Source organism: Shewanella sp. 4_MG-2023, from assembly GCF_030548015.1.
GTDB lineage: Bacteria > Pseudomonadota > Gammaproteobacteria > Enterobacterales > Shewanellaceae > Shewanella.
In genome coordinates this window covers 46,164-66,302 of the sequence record NZ_JAUORL010000002.1, presented here as the reverse complement: position 1 = coordinate 66,302, position 20,139 = coordinate 46,164, and the positions used below count along the sequence as shown (strand labels likewise).

19 protein-coding genes are annotated in these 20,139 nt (G+C 42.4%); 5 read left to right on the top strand and 14 right to left on the bottom strand.

The window, feature by feature from the left end; all coding sequences use genetic code 11:
* Nucleotides 1–26: 26 nt before the first annotated feature.
* On the bottom strand, nt 27–1,256 hold the full coding sequence (locus tag Q4546_RS01250; protein WP_303445541.1) for a multifunctional CCA addition/repair protein: 1,230 nt from the start codon (nt 1,254–1,256) through the stop codon (nt 27–29).
* 142 nt (nt 1,257–1,398) lie between these two features.
* On the opposite strand from Q4546_RS01250, the gene Q4546_RS01245 reads away from it, so the two are divergent.
* Together Q4546_RS01245 and Q4546_RS01240 are read left to right on the top strand one after the other, a co-directional pair.
* On the top strand, nt 1,399–3,015 hold the full coding sequence (locus tag Q4546_RS01245; protein ID WP_303445540.1) for an ExeA family protein: 1,617 nt from the start codon (nt 1,399–1,401) through the stop codon (nt 3,013–3,015).
* Complete coding sequence (locus tag Q4546_RS01240) at nt 3,015–4,166, top strand: general secretion pathway protein GspB (RefSeq protein WP_303445539.1); 1,152 nt, start codon at nt 3,015–3,017, stop codon at nt 4,164–4,166. Before Q4546_RS01245 ends, Q4546_RS01240 begins: the two co-directional genes overlap by 1 nt.
* Before the next feature lie 175 nt (nt 4,167–4,341).
* Here Q4546_RS01240 and nhaD read toward each other — a convergent pair whose 3' ends face one another.
* The 4 genes from nhaD to Q4546_RS01220 form a co-directional block, all read right to left on the bottom strand.
* Complete coding sequence (gene nhaD / locus Q4546_RS01235) at nt 4,342–5,589, bottom strand: sodium:proton antiporter NhaD (RefSeq protein WP_102439266.1); 1,248 nt, start codon at nt 5,587–5,589, stop codon at nt 4,342–4,344.
* Nucleotides 5,590–5,780: 191 nt separating this feature from the next.
* Nucleotides 5,781–7,073, bottom strand: coding sequence for a glutamate-1-semialdehyde 2,1-aminomutase (gene hemL / locus Q4546_RS01230; protein ID WP_102439265.1), 1,293 nt, complete (start codon nt 7,071–7,073; stop codon nt 5,781–5,783).
* A gap of 27 nt (nt 7,074–7,100) precedes the next feature.
* On the bottom strand, nt 7,101–8,120 hold the full coding sequence (locus Q4546_RS01225; protein WP_102439264.1) for an aspartate carbamoyltransferase: 1,020 nt from the start codon (nt 8,118–8,120) through the stop codon (nt 7,101–7,103).
* A 145-nt stretch (nt 8,121–8,265) separates the two neighbouring features.
* Nucleotides 8,266–9,990 (bottom strand): chloride channel protein, encoded by a 1,725-nt coding sequence (locus Q4546_RS01220; protein WP_102439263.1) that lies wholly within the window; start codon nt 9,988–9,990, stop codon nt 8,266–8,268.
* A 67-nt stretch (nt 9,991–10,057) separates the two neighbouring features.
* On the opposite strand from Q4546_RS01220, the gene Q4546_RS01215 reads away from it, so the two are divergent.
* Together Q4546_RS01215 and erpA are read left to right on the top strand one after the other, a co-directional pair.
* On the top strand, nt 10,058–10,771 hold the full coding sequence (locus tag Q4546_RS01215) for a DUF6776 family protein (RefSeq protein WP_102439262.1): 714 nt from the start codon (nt 10,058–10,060) through the stop codon (nt 10,769–10,771).
* Nucleotides 10,772–10,850: 79 nt separating this feature from the next.
* Entirely contained in the window at nt 10,851–11,201 is a 351-nt protein-coding gene (gene erpA, locus Q4546_RS01210; RefSeq protein WP_055024237.1) for an iron-sulfur cluster insertion protein ErpA, read from the top strand.
* Between the two features lie 69 nt (nt 11,202–11,270).
* On the opposite strand, the gene Q4546_RS01205 is transcribed toward erpA, so the two are convergent.
* The 5 genes from Q4546_RS01205 to Q4546_RS01185 all read right to left on the bottom strand — a co-directional run bounded on the left by Q4546_RS01205 (nt 11,271) and on the right by Q4546_RS01185 (nt 16,065).
* Complete coding sequence (locus Q4546_RS01205; RefSeq protein WP_102439287.1) at nt 11,271–11,696, bottom strand: hypothetical protein; 426 nt, start codon at nt 11,694–11,696, stop codon at nt 11,271–11,273.
* 119 nt (nt 11,697–11,815) lie between these two features.
* Nucleotides 11,816–12,202 (bottom strand): DUF2750 domain-containing protein, encoded by a 387-nt coding sequence (locus Q4546_RS01200; RefSeq protein ID WP_102519304.1) that lies wholly within the window; start codon nt 12,200–12,202, stop codon nt 11,816–11,818.
* A 182-nt stretch (nt 12,203–12,384) separates the two neighbouring features.
* A complete protein-coding gene (gene aqpZ / locus Q4546_RS01195; protein ID WP_102519303.1) occupies nt 12,385–13,089 on the bottom strand; it encodes an aquaporin Z in 705 nt (234 codons plus the stop codon).
* A 247-nt stretch (nt 13,090–13,336) separates the two neighbouring features.
* Entirely contained in the window at nt 13,337–14,449 is a 1,113-nt protein-coding gene (locus Q4546_RS01190) for an anhydro-N-acetylmuramic acid kinase (protein WP_102519302.1), read from the bottom strand.
* 101 nt (nt 14,450–14,550) lie between these two features.
* Complete coding sequence (locus Q4546_RS01185) at nt 14,551–16,065, bottom strand: peptidoglycan DD-metalloendopeptidase family protein (protein WP_102475601.1); 1,515 nt, start codon at nt 16,063–16,065, stop codon at nt 14,551–14,553.
* Nucleotides 16,066–16,189: 124 nt separating this feature from the next.
* On the opposite strand from Q4546_RS01185, the gene tyrS reads away from it, so the two are divergent.
* Nucleotides 16,190–17,386 (top strand): tyrosine--tRNA ligase, encoded by a 1,197-nt coding sequence (tyrS, locus tag Q4546_RS01180; protein ID WP_102439257.1) that lies wholly within the window; start codon nt 16,190–16,192, stop codon nt 17,384–17,386.
* 124 nt (nt 17,387–17,510) lie between these two features.
* On the opposite strand, the gene Q4546_RS01175 is transcribed toward tyrS, so the two are convergent.
* From Q4546_RS01175 to Q4546_RS01160, 4 genes are all read right to left on the bottom strand, one after another.
* Nucleotides 17,511–17,996: a nuclear transport factor 2 family protein gene (locus tag Q4546_RS01175; RefSeq protein ID WP_102439256.1), complete on the bottom strand. Its 486-nt coding sequence runs from the start codon at nt 17,994–17,996 to the stop codon at nt 17,511–17,513.
* Nucleotides 17,997–18,623 carry a trimeric intracellular cation channel family protein gene (locus Q4546_RS01170; protein WP_102439255.1) on the bottom strand — a complete coding sequence of 209 codons (627 nt, stop codon included), beginning with the start codon at nt 18,621–18,623 and terminating at the stop codon, nt 17,997–17,999.
* Entirely contained in the window at nt 18,616–18,996 is a 381-nt protein-coding gene (locus Q4546_RS01165) for a DUF2721 domain-containing protein (protein ID WP_102439286.1), read from the bottom strand. The genes Q4546_RS01170 and Q4546_RS01165 overlap by 8 nt, the downstream gene beginning before the upstream one ends.
* A gap of 81 nt (nt 18,997–19,077) precedes the next feature.
* Nucleotides 19,078–20,079 carry a cobalamin biosynthesis protein gene (locus Q4546_RS01160; RefSeq protein WP_157936105.1) on the bottom strand — a complete coding sequence of 334 codons (1,002 nt, stop codon included), beginning with the start codon at nt 20,077–20,079 and terminating at the stop codon, nt 19,078–19,080.
* Between the last annotated feature and the right edge of the window lie 60 nt (nt 20,080–20,139).

Below are 20,139 nucleotides of genomic sequence, written 5' to 3'. Positions count from 1 at the left end.
TTGCTTAAACGTTACAATTGCAACGCTTATTGTACTTGGCTTTTTTTATACAGGCTAATGGCCTCAGCTCTGCGTATGCTCAACTGCTGTTTAATTTCTGCGCCCTTAAACCCATCACTAATCACCTGTTGCACATCGACCTCTTTAGCAATGTTAAAGCAATGGGTTAAAAACTCGCTTTGAGGATACTGCGCTTGCTCAAAACCTGTTCGACCTTGAATATCGGCCTGACAACATAATAGTAAGTCTGTTAAGCGTTGCGGTTTGCGCCAAAAATCACCCTTATCAAAAATCTTTATAATGGTTTCAGCGCGTAACTCTAGCGCATTATGGATATTTTGATGTTGGTCGCTGCACAGCAGTGCCAATTCCTTGTATTCATTTGGGGCTTTAATTCTTTGTACTAGCTTTTTGATTATCGGTAAGCCCTTTTGGCCGTGCCCATGATGTTTTGGCCAAAGCTCTGTAGGGGTGATGGCCTTACCTAAATCATGAAGCAAAGCGGCAAAACGAATGGTTTTTTTATCAGTGAGCTTAGCCGAGGCTTGCAATACCATCATGGTATGAATGCCTGAGTCAATTTCTGGATGCCATTTTTCAGGTTGAGGTACGCCGAACAAGGCATCTATCTCTGGAAATAGCACCTTAAGCGCCCCACAACTACGCAGCTGCTCAAAAAAGACTTCAGGGTTCTGACTACTTAAAGCTTTATCTAGCTCTTGCCACACGCGCTCAGGCGTTAAATACGCTAACTCGCCTGAGTCACAGATACTTTGCATCAGTGCTATTGTTTCTTGGGCGATAGTAAAACCAAGGTGGGCAAAACGCGCCGCGAATCGGGCAACCCGCAGAACCCGTAATGGATCTTCAATGAATGCATCCGACACATGGCGTAATTGGCGACTTTCAATATCCGCCATGCCGCCATAGGGATCGTATAGATTGCCTTGGTCATCTTGGGCCATGGCATTAATGGTTAGATCGCGACGCAGTAAATCCTGTTCCAGTGTTACCTCTTTATTGGCATCGCAGCTAAAACCAGAATACCCCTGGCCGCTTTTTCTTTCGGTACGTGCTAAGGCATATTCTTGTTGGGTTTTAGGGTGCAAAAAAACGGGGAAATCACGGCCAACTTGACTATAGCCAAGGGCGAACATCTCCTCGGTTGAACCGCCCACAACCACATAGTCTTTATCTTTGACTGGAAGTGATAAAATGCCGTCACGTACAGCGCCACCCACTAAATAGATTTTCATAAATGTTTTTGCCTAAGGAGCTTTATCTTAAGTATCTTAAGATAAATCTTAGCACGACTAACATTTCTGCTGCTAAATTTTGACAAGCAGTACGGCAAGATATAACTTGAGCCGTCAGTTATAGATAAGGATTTTTGGCCCGATGTATAAAGCATTTTATGGATTAAATGATAATCCATTTTCAATCGCACCCAACCCACATTATTTGTTCTTAAGCGACCGTCACCGAGAAGCATTAGCGCATTTAACCTATGGTCTGGGCGAGACCGGTGGCTTCGTGTTATTAACTGGTGAGGTTGGCACTGGCAAAACCACTGTGTCACGTTGTTTATTAAAGCAATTACCTGAGCACACGGATACTGCTTTTATACTTAATCCTTCATTAACTGAACAAGAGTTACTGGCAACCTTGTGTGATGAACTTGCCATTAGCTATGTTGATGCTCCTTCAATTAAACAACTGACCGACTTAATCAGCCAGTATTTACTCAATAATCATAAAAATGGCCGCAATACCGTATTAATTATCGATGAAGCGCAGCATTTGCGCCCTGAGGTGTTAGAGCAACTAAGATTACTGACTAACCTTGAAACAGATACCAAAAAACTGCTGCAAGTGATTCTTATTGGCCAGCCAGAATTACAGCAACTGCTTAAGCGTCAAGAGCTACGTCAGTTAGCCCAGCGAATTACCGCAAGATATCATTTGTTGCCTTTGACCGTTGAAGAGATAGCCTTGTATGTGCAACATCGATTACAAGTCGCTGGGCGTTTTGAGCCGTTATTTTCTAAAAAAGCCTGCAAAGCATTACATAAGTACAGTGGCGGTATTCCACGCTTAACTAACCTGTTGTGTGAACGAGCCTTAATGGCCGGTTATGGCCAATCAAAAGTGCCAATCGATCAGCATATGGTTAAGCAAGCTGCTGCTGAAGTATTAGGGGAAATGCCGGTTGAGACTCGCTCCCATTGGCCTTTAACCATTGCTGCGACATTAGTGATTACCTTTGGGGTGTCTTTTTATGGCTTTTTTCCTCAACAGGTCGGCTCAGAGCAGGCGAGTGCTTTAGTCAATAAACAAGCGGTTGATAAAGTAGCTGTTATTGAAGATGTTGTCCCTGTGGCATTAACACAAGTTAATCGCAATCAAAGCATTGTCCGCGCCGCAATGGCGCAAAGTCGCAGCATTGATAATGCATTTGCTGGACTGTTTGCCTTATGGGGAAAACAACCCATTATTGGTTTATCTTCTTGCCAAGCAGCGACTGAGCAAGGGCTGTTGTGCCATCAGCAGCAGGGGAACTGGAACAGTATTGCAAGGCTTAATTACCCGGCGGTGGTGTATTTAGAAGATCAGCAAGCTAAGCAATTCTATGGGGTTGTGGTAGCTCGCGAAGGTGAGCAAGTATTACTGCAATTAAATGAGCAGCAGCTTTGGGTCAGCAAGGATTGGTTTAACCGTCATTTTAGCGGCACCTTTGAAATTTTATGGCAAACCGATGGAGTAATGCCAAGTGAAATTGGTCAAACATCCAGTTTGTCGCAAATTCAATGGTTAGAAAATAACTTAGCCTTGGTGCAACAACGAGCGCCGAGATTATTAAACCGTTTCGATGATACCTTAGAGCAAGATTTAATGGCCTTTCAGCGTCAACATGGACTTAAATCTGATGGCATAGCAGGGAACCAAACCTTGGTGCAGCTTAACTTATACCTCAGCAAGCAAGGCCCAAGATTAACTAAAGTAGGGCGCAGCTAATGTCTATTTTATTAGATGCCGTGACCAAAGAAAAACAGCAACAGATGGGCGAATTACCTGATGCGGTATTAACCCCAAGGGCTGGTTATAAACCAGCGACTAACCAGCATTGGTTACGTCAGCTTTGGGGCAAGGCGCTGGTGTTAATCTCAGTGATCTTATTAGGTGTGTTATCTGCTTGGGGCTTAGCGAGATTAGTGAAACCGACTTTAACGGCGAATTCAGCACAGACCTCTTATGAGGAAAATTCGACTGTTAAGCAAGCCATATCGCAGCAAAGCCAGAGTTCCAATACCGCTCAAGCAGATAGTGGTGAGATAAGAATTGCCAATAAAGTGGCTTTGCCCTTGGCAAAACCACAAGCTGTTGCTGGCTATGACTTATCTTCAAATAACTCGTCTTTAAATAGCTTATCTTCAAGTGATTCACCTGCAAAGAGTCCGTCAAATAGTGGTGATAATACCCAGTATGAATATCGATTGAATGAGAGTAATCGAGGTCAAGTAAGCTCAGCATCGCAAAATGAGCTTGCAGCCACCGCAGTAAGTTCAACAGGTACTGCAAATGCGAGCAAAAATGACCCTCAACGGCAGTTAACTGCCGCTGAGTTAACCGCGCTCTATGGCGAAGATGCGATTATTTTAGGGGCCAATTCTAACTACAAGCAAACATCGGATTTAACTGCACTGCAGATGAAAGTGGCAACCGCAGCTGAAAACGTCAATTTTGAGCAGCAAGGCGTGAGCAATGAAGTGACCGCTATCCAAAACACCCCAGAAAAAAATCAGTTAACTGCTGAGCAATCGAATAATTTAATGGCCGCTTTTCAAGCCGCTCTTAAAGATGTTGAATATGAAGAATCAGCCAATAAACCTGTGACTGAAGCTGAGTTTGACCCAATCCCTACTCCGAAATCAGATAGCATCCCTAAATACGGTGAGCTACCTGCCAGTGTGCAATTACAAGTACCAGAGTTTAATATTCAGGCTCATGTCTATTCTTCTGATGCAAATAATCGCTGGTTAAACATTGATGGTGCAGAGCTTCAAGAAGGCGATGTGATCAGTGGTAAGCTTAAAATTATCGAAATTAGACCCAGAGATGTGGTACTTGAAATCGATGGCTCAGAGTTTAAAGTGCCAGCAATTTAGTTTGGGTAACTTCTTTAGTTAATCTCTGATTTTAATAAAGGCGCCAATGGCGCCTTTATTGTTTTATGTGTGCTACTCATGTGTGTTACTAGAGCAGAGTATCGGCTGAGCACTGGCTATTAACGCTTAGTTATTAGCTCTGATTATTTTAGCGCTTAGTCTTAAAGCTAACACTTTAGCTATGGATCTGATTAGCGATTAAAATCGTTAAGCCATAACCCACGGAGTAACACAGTAATAATGCAGGAAAGTATTTTAAGTAACTCACAAAGGTGAGCTCTTTTATCTTACTCATGGCAATAATCCCCGCAGCAGAGCCAATGACTAGTAGTGAGCCTCCGACACCGACAGAATAGGTTAAACCTAACCATTGGGCTGTGGTGAGTACTGGCTCTGCTTTAAGTAGCGCCGCAGTCAGTGGTACGTTATCTAAAATTGCTGAGCCTACTCCGGCAAAATAGTTCGATATCGCTGGGTTATACAGCCCATAAGCCTGCGTCAGTAGCTCCAAAGTGCCAATTTCCTTGAGCATGCCTACAAGCAATAAAATCCCTAAAAAGAATAGTAAAGTGTCAAATTCTACTTGGCGAATGTACTCTAAAATTTGAATTTCTTCTTTTTTAGTGTGACTGGTACGCCCAACTAAAAACATCACCGATAATCCAGCAAGAAAGGTAAGCACGGGCGGAATATCAAATAAGATATTAAATAGCATTGTCAGAACAATCGTGACTAAGAAAATCAGTCCGATAATGATATCAATAGGGTTTAGTTGTTTATCTACCGGTGTGGTACTGACATGACCTTCAGCGTTTAGAGAGAATAACAGCGCTAATAGCATCACACTAATGCCGGCAGGTAAAAACAAAATCAGTAGTTGTGACATTTGCACTTTACCGGCAAGAAATATCATTAAGGTGGTGACATCACCCGTTATCAAGGCTACTCCGCCTGAGTTAACCGCGAAGATAATTAATACTGCCATACGGCGACGCATTCGACTTGCTAAATTAAATGTGGTTAATAAGCCTAAGGACACCAAGGTGGCAGTGACATTGTCACAGAAGGTGGATAGTACCAGTGCAAAAAGGCCGACTTGCAGCATCAGCATTCTGACAGAAACTTGCTGCGGAAAGATTTTTTGTACTAACAGCTGGATCATGCCTTTGGCGTTGAGATAAGCCACAAAGGTCATTGTCGACATGAGAAATAACCACAAGGTGGCAATTTCCAGTAAATTGTCGTTTAACTCTGCGGCAATGAACGGGGTTTTGTCGGTGCCAGCAGCAGAGATGAATAAACTAATCCAAGCAATACAGCCAAGAAATAGCGTGGTTTTGGCTTTGTTAATATGAGTGACTTCTTCAAACACAATACTGAGTAAGGCAAGTACTGCCAGCGATATGAGAAAGACTTCAAACATATTGATATTTCCATTGCTGCTTAGCAAAGCTAGATTGCTAAAATGAAAGTAGGCAAACCAAGTTAATATTGGTTTGTTTCAGTGCGCGGAATTTCATCACATAAACAGGGTTGTTACAACTTCGTTCTTATTTGGTTACAAAAAAAGGGATTAATAGCAATGCTATCAACCCCTTTTATTTTATCGGGCGATTACAGTGCTTTTAACGCCGCAAAAGCTTTATCTGCTGCCGCTAGGGTCATTTCAAGTTCTTCTTCGCCATGAGCCATTGATAAGAAGCCTGCTTCATAAGCACTTGGTGCTAAGTAAACGCCTTCATCTAGCATAAGGTGATAGAAGTTACGGAAATGCTCCATGTTGCACTTAGTCACTTGATCAAAACTAGTAATAGGGCTGGTGTCTTCAGTGAAGAAGAAGCCAAACATGCCGCCAACATAGTTAATGTTAAGTGGTATACCGTGCTTGTCTGCAGCGGCTTTAAAGCCTTCTGCAATACGTTTAGTTTTTGCTGCTAACTCGTCATAAAGACCGTCTTGGCAAAGGGCTTCCATTTGTGCAAGACCTGCAGTCATCGCAATTGGGTTACCTGATAAAGTACCTGCTTGGTAAACTGGGCCAGTAGGTGCAATAAACTGCATCACATCTTTACGACCACCAAAAGCGCCCACTGGCATGCCGCCACCGATTACTTTACCTAGGGTAGTAAGATCTGGTTTCACATTGTAGTGACCTTGAGCGCCGCTTTTAGACACGCGGAAGCCTGTCATTACTTCATCAATGATCATCAATGCGCCGAATTCATCACAAATTGCTCGCAGGCCTTCTAAGAAGCCGGCAACCGGAGGAATACAGTTCATGTTGCCAGCAACTGGCTCAAGAATAATACAAGAAATCGCTTCAGGGTGTTGCTCGAAGATAGCACGTACTGAATCTAGGTCGTTATAAACCGCGGTAAGTGTGTGCTTTGCAAAATCTTCAGGGATACCTGGTGAGCTAGGTTGACCTAAAGTTAACGCGCCAGAACCTGCTTTTACTAATAAACAGTCAGCATGGCCATGGTAACAACCCTCAAATTTAAGGATTTTGTCACGGTTAGTGAAGCCACGTGCTAAACGAATCGCACTCATGGTCGCTTCAGTACCAGAACTTACCATACGAACTTGTTCAATTGATGGCACCATCTCAATCACTTTTTCAGCCATTTTGACTTCAAGTTCAGTCGGCGCACCAAATGAAAGGCCATTTTCCACAGCGTCTAATACTGCTTGGCGAATTTGTGGGTGATTGTGGCCAAGGATCATTGGGCCCCAAGAACCAACGTAATCGATGTATTTTTTACCATCAGCGTCAAAGATATATGCACCATCTGCTTTTTCGATAAACAGTGGCGAGCCACCGACACCATTAAATGCACGGACTGGAGAGTTAACGCCACCAGGGATGGTTTGTTTAGCCTGTTCAAAAAGCGCTTCTGAGCGGGTCATGTGTAATCCTTTTAAGTCGTTAGCCAATTATTTATCGGCTTTGCGTGAATACCAATTAACGGGGCACTCGTATTGTTGTAGTTGATTTTCAACCCCAAGTGTTAGAGCAAAAAGTGCCATTCTTATAAGTAAGCCATTATCAGCTTGTCTGAAAATTGCCAGACTAGGATGGCTATTTAAATCATTATCTAATTCATTGGCTTGAGCACGAGAGTCTCTTGGCAATGGATGCATTATCACAGTGTTAGATTTACAGTGTTTGGTGTAAATACTGTGATTTAAACGGAATTTTCCGCGATATTTATCCGCTTCATCTTGTGAAGGGAATCGCTCTTCCTGAATGCGAGTTAAATAGAGTATATCAGCCTGATGTAAATTACCTTCTAGCTGATCTGTAATTGTGATCTGATGACCAGCATTTTCAATGTCACTGATCACATAGTCAGGCATTGCTAAGTCAGTTGGTGAAATTAATGTGAACTTCACATCTTTATACATGCATAACAAACGTGACAAGGAATGTACCGTGCGACCATGTTTTAAATCACCGACCATGGCAATGTGCATGCCGCTGATATCTTGTCCGTGATGCCCCAATTCTTTTTGAATGGTAAATAAATCCAATAAAGCCTGTGTCGGGTGCTCGTTAGCGCCATCACCGCCATTTATCACAGGAACGCGGCTGCCTTGTGCGAATTCTTTAACTGAAAAAGCGTCCGGGTGGCGCATAGCGATAACATCTGAATAAGTCGATAATACTCTTGCTGTATCGTAAAGTGATTCACCTTTAGACAATGAGGATGAGCCCATGCCGACGGTTTCTCTTACGTTGCCACCAAGTAAATTAAATGCGCAACCGAAGCTGACTCGAGTGCGAGTACTAGGTTCGAAAAATAAATTACCTAAAATGGCGCCATCAAGCACTTTGGTTCGTTTTTCACGAAGTGCATAAGGGGTCATATCATTGGCAACGTTGAAAATAGTGTTGATTGAATCAATATTCAGTTGGTTAACTGAAAGGATGTGAGAACCTGTAAACTGTGTCATCAGCCTGATTTCCAATTATTAGGCGAGTAAATAGAACTATCTACTCAGTGGTTATGTAGGGTGGCTGAGGCGAGATTTTAACAGAGAGTGAACCAATATTAAATCATGCTAATGATTATTTCTGTTATTTAAGATCTCACGCCAATTATACTTGCCCAGAACGGATTTCTTGCCATAGGTTTGCCCAGCTAATGACCCCAACGACATTATTGGTATTATTCTGATAAATATACACTTCACCACTGCGTTTTAGTGACAATAGCTCGTACACTTCATTTAAGGTTGCGGTATCAGCAACGCCGTGCATCAAATGCCGTGAAAGGGTGGTTTTATCTTCAAAGGACTGCATCTCAAGGCTGAGCATTTCAATTTGGTTATCAGCATTACGTACCATCACTGGGCGGCCTTGCGCACGTTTCATGACTTCAAGCAGTAAGTCATTATCGTCATTAACGATCACAAAGCGTTTATCCATCAGCGCCCGTACGCCTTTCTTTTGCAGCCCAAGATTAACCGGCGGCACTTTATAGCCAAGCCCCATAATGTCCAATTGTTTTAAAAAAACCGAATTGGTATTAAAGCCCTGATAGGCAATCAAAAAGGCGGGGATAGTGACAAACATGGCAGGTAAAATAATCGCAGCGTCATTGGTGAGCTCTAATAGTGCCACTAATGCGGCTAGTGGCGCACTTAAACACACCCCCATCATCGCCGTCATTCCGATCACGGTATAAAGGCCAACATAAGGCGCAATTGACGGAAAAAAAATCGCACTAACAAGGGCTAACATGGCGCCAATTAATGCCCCTATTCCGTACAAGGGGCCAATTAAGCCACCAGGAATGCCAAAACTGATTGCAGCAATGGTGGCGATTATTTTAGCCACAAGCAATGCGCCTAAAAACCATAAACTTGGATGCTCGCTAATGGCGGCTTCAATGGCTAAATCACCAGAGCCTAGTGCTTGTGGCAGTATTAAGCCGATTAAGGTGGTGATGACCGCGGCAATCATTAATCGATAAATTAAAGGCCAATGCTGACCAATGGCGGTCATTTTAAGTAATGAGTGATTAAACAGCGCCGCAGTGCAGCCTAAAACGATACCGCCTATGGCAAGAATTGGGTATTGATCTAACGGAATACGAGTGACGTTGATTAAGTCATATTCATGAATATTGCCGAAAACTAACTGGCTTGATAATGCACCACATATGGCTGAAAGCATGATCGGAAAGAAGTAATGAATCTTGTATTCGCGCACAATCACTTCAAATACAAATAATACAGCGGCTAATGGCGCGTTAAAAATGGCGGCGATACCTGCAGCAATGCCACTGGCACACATAATGCGCACACTGTTGTCAGGCAATTTAAATTTTTCAGCTAAAAAGCTCGCGCTCACCGCGCCAAGGTGAATAGCTGGGCCTTCTTTACCCACTGAAAAATTTGCCACTAGCGCAATTAATGCTTGAAAAAACTGACCCGCAGCCGATGGTAACGGCACTTTGCCGTAATGTAATTTGAATCGGTGTAAGACATAGGCAATGCCCATACGGCGATAGCGTTTGGAACCAATACCAGCCACCAACCAAATAAGTAATGCGCCTAAAATGGGTAAGTAAGTGCGCCAATCACTGACTGTGTCAGTGAAATGGGTGGCTTCAGCAAGGGTATACACTTGTGCCCAGTTCAAGGTTAAGCGAAATAAGATGATCACACCGGAGGTAATGAGAGCAAATAGAAGCGCTAACGCACAAAGTTGCACACTAATTTTCGCTTGAGAAAGTTTATCTCTCAAATCGTTACGAAGATATTTGCGTGTAACTGCTTTGGTGTGAATAATAGCGGCTTTACTAAACTTGAATTGCACTTTATTGCCTAACTTCCATCTGTGGGCATATTGTTAGCATTGTATTTTATTAAAGGCTTGTTACCTAATGTTAAATTATCGTCGCTTGCTGAACCGCTTGCAAGTTTTAGAACGAAAAAAGCGCACTTCAGGTCTGTATTTATTTGGGCTGATTGTGATTAGTTTCACCATTGGGGTGCTGAGCCAACATTTTGTTATGTCAGAAGTGATAGAACCCGAGCTTAATGCGGAAGAAATTCAGGCATTACAAACGGCTTACCAGAAACAATCTCTGGTGATTTCACGGCTTGAAATGGCAGTATCAATTGCTGAAAAAGCCAATAGCAACATGCAAACCATGTTCAAAGAACAACTGCAACAGCAAAAAACTATCGAACAAGAGTTAGCATTTTATCGCAGCTTAGTGTCACCAGAAAAAGAGGTGGATGGCATTGCTATCCATGGTCTCGAACTGTCAAAAGGCTTAGTCGCCAATAGTTATCAATTAAGATTAATTTTGACCCAAAACCAAAAGCGTAAAACCAGCGTTAAAGGGGTTGCAGATATTGTGTTGGTGGGTTTACAACATGAACAGCAAGTTGAAATTTCATTATCTGACATTGATATTGAAAAATTTGCATTTGGTTTTCGCTACTTTCAAATATTTGATACTGAAATGAACCTGCCTGAAGGCTTTGCTTTACAACGTGTAAAAGCGGTAGTGCTAGTCTCAGCTGCCCGCGGGGTACGAGGTGGACGTATTGAGCAAACGTTCGATATCGCAGAGTTACTAGAAAGCTAAAAAAGAACTAAGGGTAATACTTGAACAAATTAGTCAGGTAATAGATAATCCCGATCTGAAACTGAAGTTAGAGGTAGTAATGACTGAACAAACAGATGCAGCAATGCCAATCCAATTTACCGATGCTGCGGCAACTAAAGTTAAAGGGCTGCTAGAAGAAGAGCAGAATCCTGAATTAAAACTTCGAGTATACGTAACTGGAGGCGGTTGTTCAGGTTTCCAGTATGGTTTTACTTTTGATGAAAAAGTGAATGAAGGTGACTTCACTATTGAAAAGCAAGGGGTACAACTGGTTGTTGATCCTATGAGTCTTCAATATCTTGTTGGCGGTGAAGTTGACTACACTTCAGGCTTAGAAGGGTCACGTTTCTTCGTGAAAAACCCAAATGCAACAACAACCTGTGGTTGTGGGGCCAGTTTCTCAGTTTAATAGCTAAACTGAGACCAATAAAAAAGCCGTCATGTGACGGCTTTTTTGTGTCTTAAATTGACTATCAAATCAACTAATAATATTGAAGTTCATCCGCGGCTTAAACCACTTCAGCACTTTTGCATTAAAGCTAATCCACACTTGGATTAATGCCAAAATAATTAGCGCTGTAAAGATAATCCAATCAGGCAGTACCATTTGCATAAAGCCAAAATCAAAAGTAGTCGGCCCAGCGACTAAGTTGTCAGGATCATACATAATGACAGGTAGCATGCTATATAAGGCCAGCTGCAAGATCCCGTAGCCACGAAGCATGTATAAAGCCGCTTTTTGACGTCCTGTAATACCGAGCACCATCATTAAGGTCAATATACAGAGCAATACACCTTGCTGGGCCATTAAACCGCTGACGGACGAGATAACGTAGACCGCCAATAAAGCCATTAACCTTTTAGGGAAAACAGCTTTAGTTTGGCTTTCAGCGCTTTGCTCCATTGCGGGAGTATTATCTTTATCAGGGCATATCTCGCTTGTGGTCACATTTTTATCTGTCATGGTTTATATCTGTATTAAAGTATTATGTTTGTGCTTAAGAATTATGTTTTGCTTAAGAGTTAGTGCTTTGATTGCTTTTTCGGCGTTAAACGTGAATCAAGTTCAAATGGTGGGATCACTACACCCAAATCTTCATGAACTGGGAATACGGCAATGAATAAATCATCTTCTTCCATACCGCTTACCCAACGCTGTTGAAATTCATTAAGTGGAATTGATAATGGTTCACAATCACTCCATTCATCAACAGCCCATAATTTTGCCGCATCTTCAGAAGGCCACATTGGAATACAATCTTCATCTTCAGTGGTGAGCATCACGCAGCCATCTTGATCTTGTAGGCTCCAGATTTGCTGCTCTTGCTTAACTTGCTCAACAAGGTAATCGTATCTTGCTTCTGGGGTCATGTTTAATTGGTCGGCAATAGATTTTGATTTGCTACTCATGGTGTATTCTCAATAAAATAAGTAAATAGGTTGCGGTATTGGCTAAATTGAGCAGCTAAAGAGCAAGCTTTAGCGTTACCAAATCCCGTCGGTGGCTCATGATAACATCGACTTTTAGATTGAAAAAGAAAAGAGCACTCAAGGTGCTCTTTTATTCGTGACTCAGTGGCTAATGAGTGTGCTTATGTATTGTCAGCTGGCTTTTCAAAAAAGCGATAAATCAAACCTGCAATAATCGCCCCTGCAATGGGTGCAAGCCAAAATAACCACAGCTGAGATACCGCCCAATCGCCGACAAATAATGCAGGCCCAGTGCTACGAGCAGGGTTAACTGAGGTATTTGATACTGGAATACTGATCAAATGAATTAACGTTAGCCCTAAACCAATCGCAATCGGGGCAAACCCCGCAGGAGCACGAGAGTCTGTGGCACCTAAGATGATTAATAAAAAGAATAACGTCATTACCACTTCAGTAATTAATACCGCCGTTAAACTGTAGCCACCAGGAGAGTGCTCACCAAAACCATTTGAGGCAAAACCGCCTGCTAAACTAAAGCCATCTTGACCTGTGGCAATAAGGTATAAAATACCTGCGCCAGCAATACCGCCAGCCACTTGGGCAATAATATAGGGCGCTAGCTCAGATGCGGGGAAGCGACCCCCAGCCCATAAACCAAATGAAACTGCTGGATTTAGATGGCAGCCAGAAATATGACCAATGGCAAATGCCATGGTGAGTACGGTTAAACCAAAAGCTAAGGATACGCCCAATAGCCCAATACCTACTTCAGGAAAAGCCGCGGCCAATACCGCACTACCACAGCCGCCTAACACTAACCATAAGGTTCCTAGAAACTCTGCAAACATTTTTTGCGAAATACTCATTTAACCTTCCTTAATTTAAATTGAATACTGCTGTACGAACAAAAAATAATCACTACAAAGAGTTAAGCAGTAATTTACCGTTATTACAATGTGACTTTGTACAAGAGAGGGAATTTAAAGAAAAAGTATTAACGCTGAACAAAGCTTGTGGGTGAAACCCTACTCACTTTTGTTCAGTTATATGCATCGCTTTGATATCGAGTTTTGATAGCGAGTTTAGGTACTAGTATTGCTATCTATTCACTTACTAAATAGCGCTGTAAAAGCTGCCAAGGATCGCCGCTCTACTTGCGCCAGTCACAGCGGGTAAGTTGGCCGTTAAGCCGTGGTGATGTCTCATAGCAAGCCAGGCAAAGGCGATGGCTTCAACCCATTTGGGGTCCATACCGATTGCTGTGGTACTTGACAGGGTAAAGTTAGGCACCAGCATGGCTAAACGCTGCATCAACTCAGTGTTAAAAGCGCCGCCGCCACAAACAAAAATATCGCCAGCATCCGTGAGTTGATTAATATCATTGGCGATTGTCTGACAGCTAAGATCAAGTAGCGTGGATTGAATATCCTCTAGTGCTAGATGAGAAAAATCAGCCAATTGCTGTTCAAGCCAAGCATGATTAAATAGCTCTCTACCAGTGCTTTTAGGATAGGCCATCGAAAAGTACGGGTGAGTTAACAGGTGAGTTAATAACTCGGCATTGGTGTTACCTGATGCGGCCCATTGACCTGATTCATCAAAACTGAGCTGCTGCTGTTGCAGAATGAATGCATCCATGAGGGTGTTACCTGGGCCTGTATCAAATCCAATAACCTGATCAGATTCCCCTGGCAAGTAAGTGATATTAGCAATGCCGCCAATATTTAAAATAATCCGTGGTGTGTGAGCTTTAGCAAATAACGCTTGATGAAATGCTGGTACTAACGGCGCCCCTTGACCGCCTAAGGCAATATCTTTGCGCCTAAAGTCTGCAATGACGTTAATACCCGTGGTAACCGCTATGGTATCCGCATCACCAATTTGTAAGCTGAAACCATGCTCAAGATTGGGCATGTGGCGAATGGTTTGGCCGTGACTACCAATGGCTATGACATCGGCTTTATTAATAGTGGTGGTTGCTAATAATTCGTTGACCGCCTGTGCAAACAGTAAGCCCATACTTCTGTCCATGCGGCCCATAATGTTCAGTTCATCATTATTAGGACTACATAGACGGTGTAATTGATGCAGAACATGCTCTGGAATTGCTACCGTATAGGTAGCGATTAAGCGGGTTTGGTTATTGCTAAAATCAACTAAAACAGCATCGACACCATCCATACTGGTGCCTGACATTAAACCGATATAATACTGAGGTTTATCCATGGTATTGGCTCATTTATGAAGCGGGCTAGATTCTGTATGAAACTAGCCCAACAAAGGAATGGGTGACTAGAGAAACGCTAGTTCAATCGCGGCATCACAGGTTAATTACTGGCATAATGCTGCTGCTTGTTTTGCTCAATTTTAGCCATTATTTGCTTGCTGAGTATATCAAACTGCGCTTTTTCTTTTTTATCAATTGGCTTAGATTGCGGTAACTTGATGGTTCTTGGATTGCGATGCACGCCATTAACGATAAATTCGTAATGTAAGTGAGCGCCAGTAACGCGACCTGTTTTTCCTAAAGTACCAATAATCTGCCCTTGCTTAACGGTTTCGCCACGTTTTACTTTGCGTTTTGTTAGATGCAGATATTTAGTGGTGTAGGTATCGTTATGCTTGATAAAGACATAGTTACCATTGTATTTGTTATAACTTGACTCAATCACTTTACCGCGACCTGCAGCTTTAATAGGGGTACCAATAGCAGCCACATAATCTACCCCACGGTGTGCTCTAACCTGGCCTGTGACTGGGTGTAAGCGACGCGGATTAAAGCTTGAGCTGACATATTTAAAGTCAACAGGTGAGCGAAGGAAGGCTTTTCGCATGCTACTGCCTGTTTCTGAGTAATATTCGCCATCGGTATAACGTACAGCTGTGTAGCGCTCACCTTGGTTAACAAATTCGGCGGCTAAAATGTTGCCGGTACCAATAAATTGGCCATCAACAAACTCTTCTTCAAACATCAATGAGAAATGATCGTCTTTACGTATATCTAGAGCGAAATCGATATCCCAACCAAAAATGTTGGCAAGTTGCATAATATGGTTAGCTGATAAACCGGCGCTGGCTGCAGCGCTCCAAAAATTAGTACTAATATTGGCGGTGATGAACTTCGTTTCTAAGGTAATGGACTTAACATTGACCTTTTCTTCGAATTTATCATCAAACTTTGAAATCAATAGGGTAGAGACTTTGTCCATTTGATAACTAATTTGAGTCACTTCATCTTGGGCATCTTTAGAGACAATAATCTCTTCACCGGGCATGATTTTGAGTAAATTTTTCTTAGATACAGGCAAACGGGTAATTTGATAAACATCTTTTGGACTTAAGCCTGCTCTATTGGCTAAGCCACCAAAAGTGTCACCTTTAGCGACTTTAAAGGTTTTATGTGACAGTAAATCTGCTTCACGATAGGGTACGGCATTTTCAACATCTGCTTGGGTGGCTAATAAGCCGTCTGAGGCTGTCATTAATGGGTTTAAATCAGCAATAGGATTACTTTCTTGCGAAGGGCGAAGCTGAGCATCATTATTGCTTGCCGTTATAGTGTTTGCTGGGGCGCTGCCTCCAGGCGGAGTTGGGGTTCTAAAGGCCAGCGGTACAGAGTATTGGCTTTGTTTGTCATTGTTACTGACATGACCTTCTTCAGACGAAGGGGCTTGGATGCCAATTCTATCGGAAATATCAACTGTACCAGTGTTAGCTTGTTTGGATGCTTGGGCATTATCTGATGGGAATAACACGATAACTATCGTGAGAATAACTAATGAACACAGTGCAATTTGGTGCACTTTAGGGAGCAATTTAAATAAAGTGATAAACTTTGCCATTGACCTAGGTACCAATTTCTCTTTTTCGTTGTAATCCCCTTAGTGTACACACTTTCAATTACTGTGGCTAACAAGTAACATAGGCGTCTTATTTTTTATCCAAGCTGCAGGAGTAGGTGCCGAAATGGCTGATTTAGACCAAGTGTTAGCAGAAATTAAACGCGGTACTGACGAGATTTTAGTTGAGTCTGATCTGCTAGAAAAACTTAAAGAAGGTCGTCCTTTAAGAATTAAACTAGGTGCAGACCCAACCGCTCCAGATATTCATTTAGGTCACACGGTGATCTTAAATAAGCTACGTACCTTCCAAGAGTTAGGTCATGAGGTGATTTTCCTTATTGGTGACTTTACCGGTATGGTTGGTGATCCTAGTGGTAAAAACACCACGCGCCCGCCATTAACTCGTGAAGATGTACTGGCCAATGCTGAAACATACAAAGAGCAGGTATTTAAAATTCTTGACCCGGCAAAAACCCGCATTGAGTTTAACTCATCGTGGTTAGAGTCACTGGGCGCTGCTGGTATGATCCGTTTAGCATCACAACAAACCGTTGCACGCATGATGGAACGTGATGACTTTAAAAAGCGTTATGCAGGTGGTCAATCAATTGCAATTCATGAGTTTATGTATCCATTACTGCAAGGCTACGATTCAGTTGCATTAAAAGCTGACGTTGAATTAGGCGGAACCGATCAAAAGTTCAACCTATTAATGGGTCGTGAGTTACAAAAAGCGGAAGGGCAAAAGCCACAAACCGTGATCATGATGCCTTTATTAGTGGGTTTAGACGGCGTGAAGAAAATGTCTAAATCGGCACATAACTACATTGGCGTTAGCGAGCCTGCAAATGAGATGTTTGGCAAAATTATGTCAATCTCAGATGACCTAATGTGGAGCTACTTTGAATTGTTGTCATTCCGCCCATTGGCTGAAATTGCACAATTTAAGCAAGATGTTGAAAACGGTCAGAACCCACGTGATATCAAAATTGCCTTAGCAAAAGAAATCATCGCTCGTTTTCATGATCAAGCTCAAGCAGACTCAGCACATCAAGCCTTTATTGATCGTTTCCAGAAGGGCGCTATTCCTGATGATATCGAAGAAGTTGAGCTTGAAGCTGGCGAAGGCTTAGCGATTGCTAACTTACTTAAGAGTGCGGCACTGGTTGCTTCAACATCTGATGGCATGCGCATGATCAAGCAAGGCGCGGTTAAAATGGATGGCGAAAAGCTCACTGATACTCGTCAGGTATTTACTGCGGGTATGACCGCGGTATTCCAAGTAGGTAAGCGCAAGTTTGCTAAAGTTTCGCTTGTATAGGCAGACAATAAATTCTGATGGGGCTTAATCCCTAAAAGCAAAAAACGGCTCAATGAGCCGTTTTTTTATGGGTAAAATTTACCAAATAATGGCAATCTACACAGGTTTTTAGCGCGAGTTAACTTTATTGTGACTCAAGTTGATCGGACATGGTTTGATAGTCCATTAAGTCAACTTGTTCTGTCACCCGCTCGGTTTTCATATCGAACTTTAAGGTGGTAACACCAGGCACGGCGATTTCAATAATCTTGCCGGGTTTGCCAAATTGATCACCTGGGCCTCTAAGGTGATAGTTACCAATGAGTACCACTAAAGAGCCAGTATTAAACATGTGCTCAATATTCAATTTATACTCAAGAACGCCATCATGGGCGCGCTGGAAAAACTCGATAATATGACGACCGCCGGTGTATTTTACATTGGCGGTTTTATCAAAAAAGACGCTTTCACGATTATAAAACTTCTTTAAAGTGCGGTAATCATGGCTGGTTAATGCTTGCATGTATTGCACTGCAAGCTGCTGCTGTTTTGGCATTTCGCCGCTATTAGCCAGGCTTGAAGTGCTCCAAATACTACTCAATAAACAGCATACTAATAAAATGAGTCGCATCTAATGGCCCTTAGTTTTTAAATCGAATGCAGGTAATGATAAATGCCAGCGAATTGCACTTAAGCGAATAATCAAGGTGCTAAACATGGCCAAAAACAGCGCGTAAGTGCTATCCATACCCACTGCAATACTCAAGGTATAACAGATACCGCCAACAATAGAGGCTGTGGCATATATTTCGGTGCGCAGTACCATAGGCACTTGCTGGCATAATAAGTCTCGGATAATACCACCACCGACACCGGTGATTAAACCTAAGATCACCGCAGACATGCCAGATAACCCTAGTTGCAATGCTTTTTCTGCACCAATCACGGTAAACAGAGCCAAGCCAAAGGCATCGGCTATGGGGAGGGTTAACTTAGGTAATTTATGAGGTTTACGAACTAAAATGAAACAGGCAATCACGGTTGCCAAAATGACCACCACATAACTGGGGTTACTGATCCAAAACACCGGTGTTGAGCCAATAAGCGCATCACGAATACTGCCGCCACCAATGGCGGTCACTGAGGCCAAAACAATTACCCCAAATGGGTCCATTTTATGCTTACCTGCGGCTAATGCGCCTGATAAGGCAAAGACCGCGGTGCCACACAAGTCAAAAAAGTAAATCCACTCAATCATTGCTAAGCTCTTTTAAGTGGATATTGAGTGCATCGACCGAAATACGGATTTCAACTACAGATAAAATCAGTGAATAAAGTAAAAATAATAAACTCACCCCAAATACCATTGAGCCGATATCAAACAGCCCCAAATAAATAAAAATCATGCTAATGACACAGATGGCAAAACTGATGACGCCTGCTTCTTGCATGCGTCTAATAATCTTAATGCGCTGACGAAGGTTTTTAATTTGTTCGCTATTAATTGGCTTACCTGAGGAGCTTAAGTTTCTGATTAAAGCTGCTAATGCGAAAAAACGGTTAGTGTAAGCTAACAGCAATAATGAAATAGCTGGGAATAACAAACCTGGGGTCGTTAAAGATATTTGCAGATTATCTAACAAAAGGAGTCGCCTCTACATCAAACAACAAAAAATGACTAAGCTGGGTATAATAACCTTTTTATAATAAAGTTACATCGCTTGAAACCACCTTAATGCGGTCCACAAAATCGGAATGGCAATGGTAAAACAAATCCAAAAGCTGATTGCCCATGATGTCAAGCTGATCGCGTTGCGGATATCTTGAGTAAGCGGCATTCTTGATGGGTTTATCTTGCTTAATTCAACTCGTTGCAATTGGTGTTTTAAGATAAATTTTTGCGGCCCGCCTAACTCCACTTCCAACACTTTACTGCCAATGTATAAGCTTGAGTAACCGAACACTCCAGCTGTATGAGCTGGCTGTTTAACTAATGCTGATACGTTTTTTAATTTGCCTTGCAAAATTAAAGTCAGATTCCACAGTAAACTGGGGAGAGCAAAAATGATTTGGTTGAGGGCATAAATAGGGGCGCTGAAGTAGCGGTATTGCGGCACGTAATTAGGCCAGCAATGTTCTAATTGACGTAGCAAATGGATAAATAACACCAAGGGGGCACCGCCAATGGCAAAAAATAAGATGGTGGCGACAGTGCCATAACTTGGGCTGATTAATAGCCTTTCAATGGTGGCTTTACAAATACCGACTTCTGACAAACTATCGGTTTGCTGAATTAGCCATGGGCTCAGTAACTTTTTGGCTCGTTGTTTATCATTAAGCTTTAGGGAGTTTACAACGTCATTCGCGACGGGTCTAAAGCCTGCGTCACTGATGCAAAAATACACTAATAAAAAGTCAAAAAACCACGGGTATACCGCGAGCGACAAGATAAAGTAGACGCTAAACCACAGTGGTAAAATCAGTAACAGTGTTGCGAGTAGGCCGGCGGTAACTTGCTGTTGAGAAGAACGCTGTGGATGGTTAACTTTCGCGCTTAATTTATTAGCCAGTAGCTGAAAAAAAACAATTGGCTGCAAATGTCTAGGTATTGGCGCCACTCTAGAAATGAGCAACGCCATAAAAAGCACCAGACAGTTAGCTAGAAAACTACCATCAACCGTAATGAGCTGTTGGTAAAAAGAACTATCAAACAATGTCATAGCACCTTATTAGTCCACATCCACAGTGTTAACCCTATTGGCAGAACGACATCA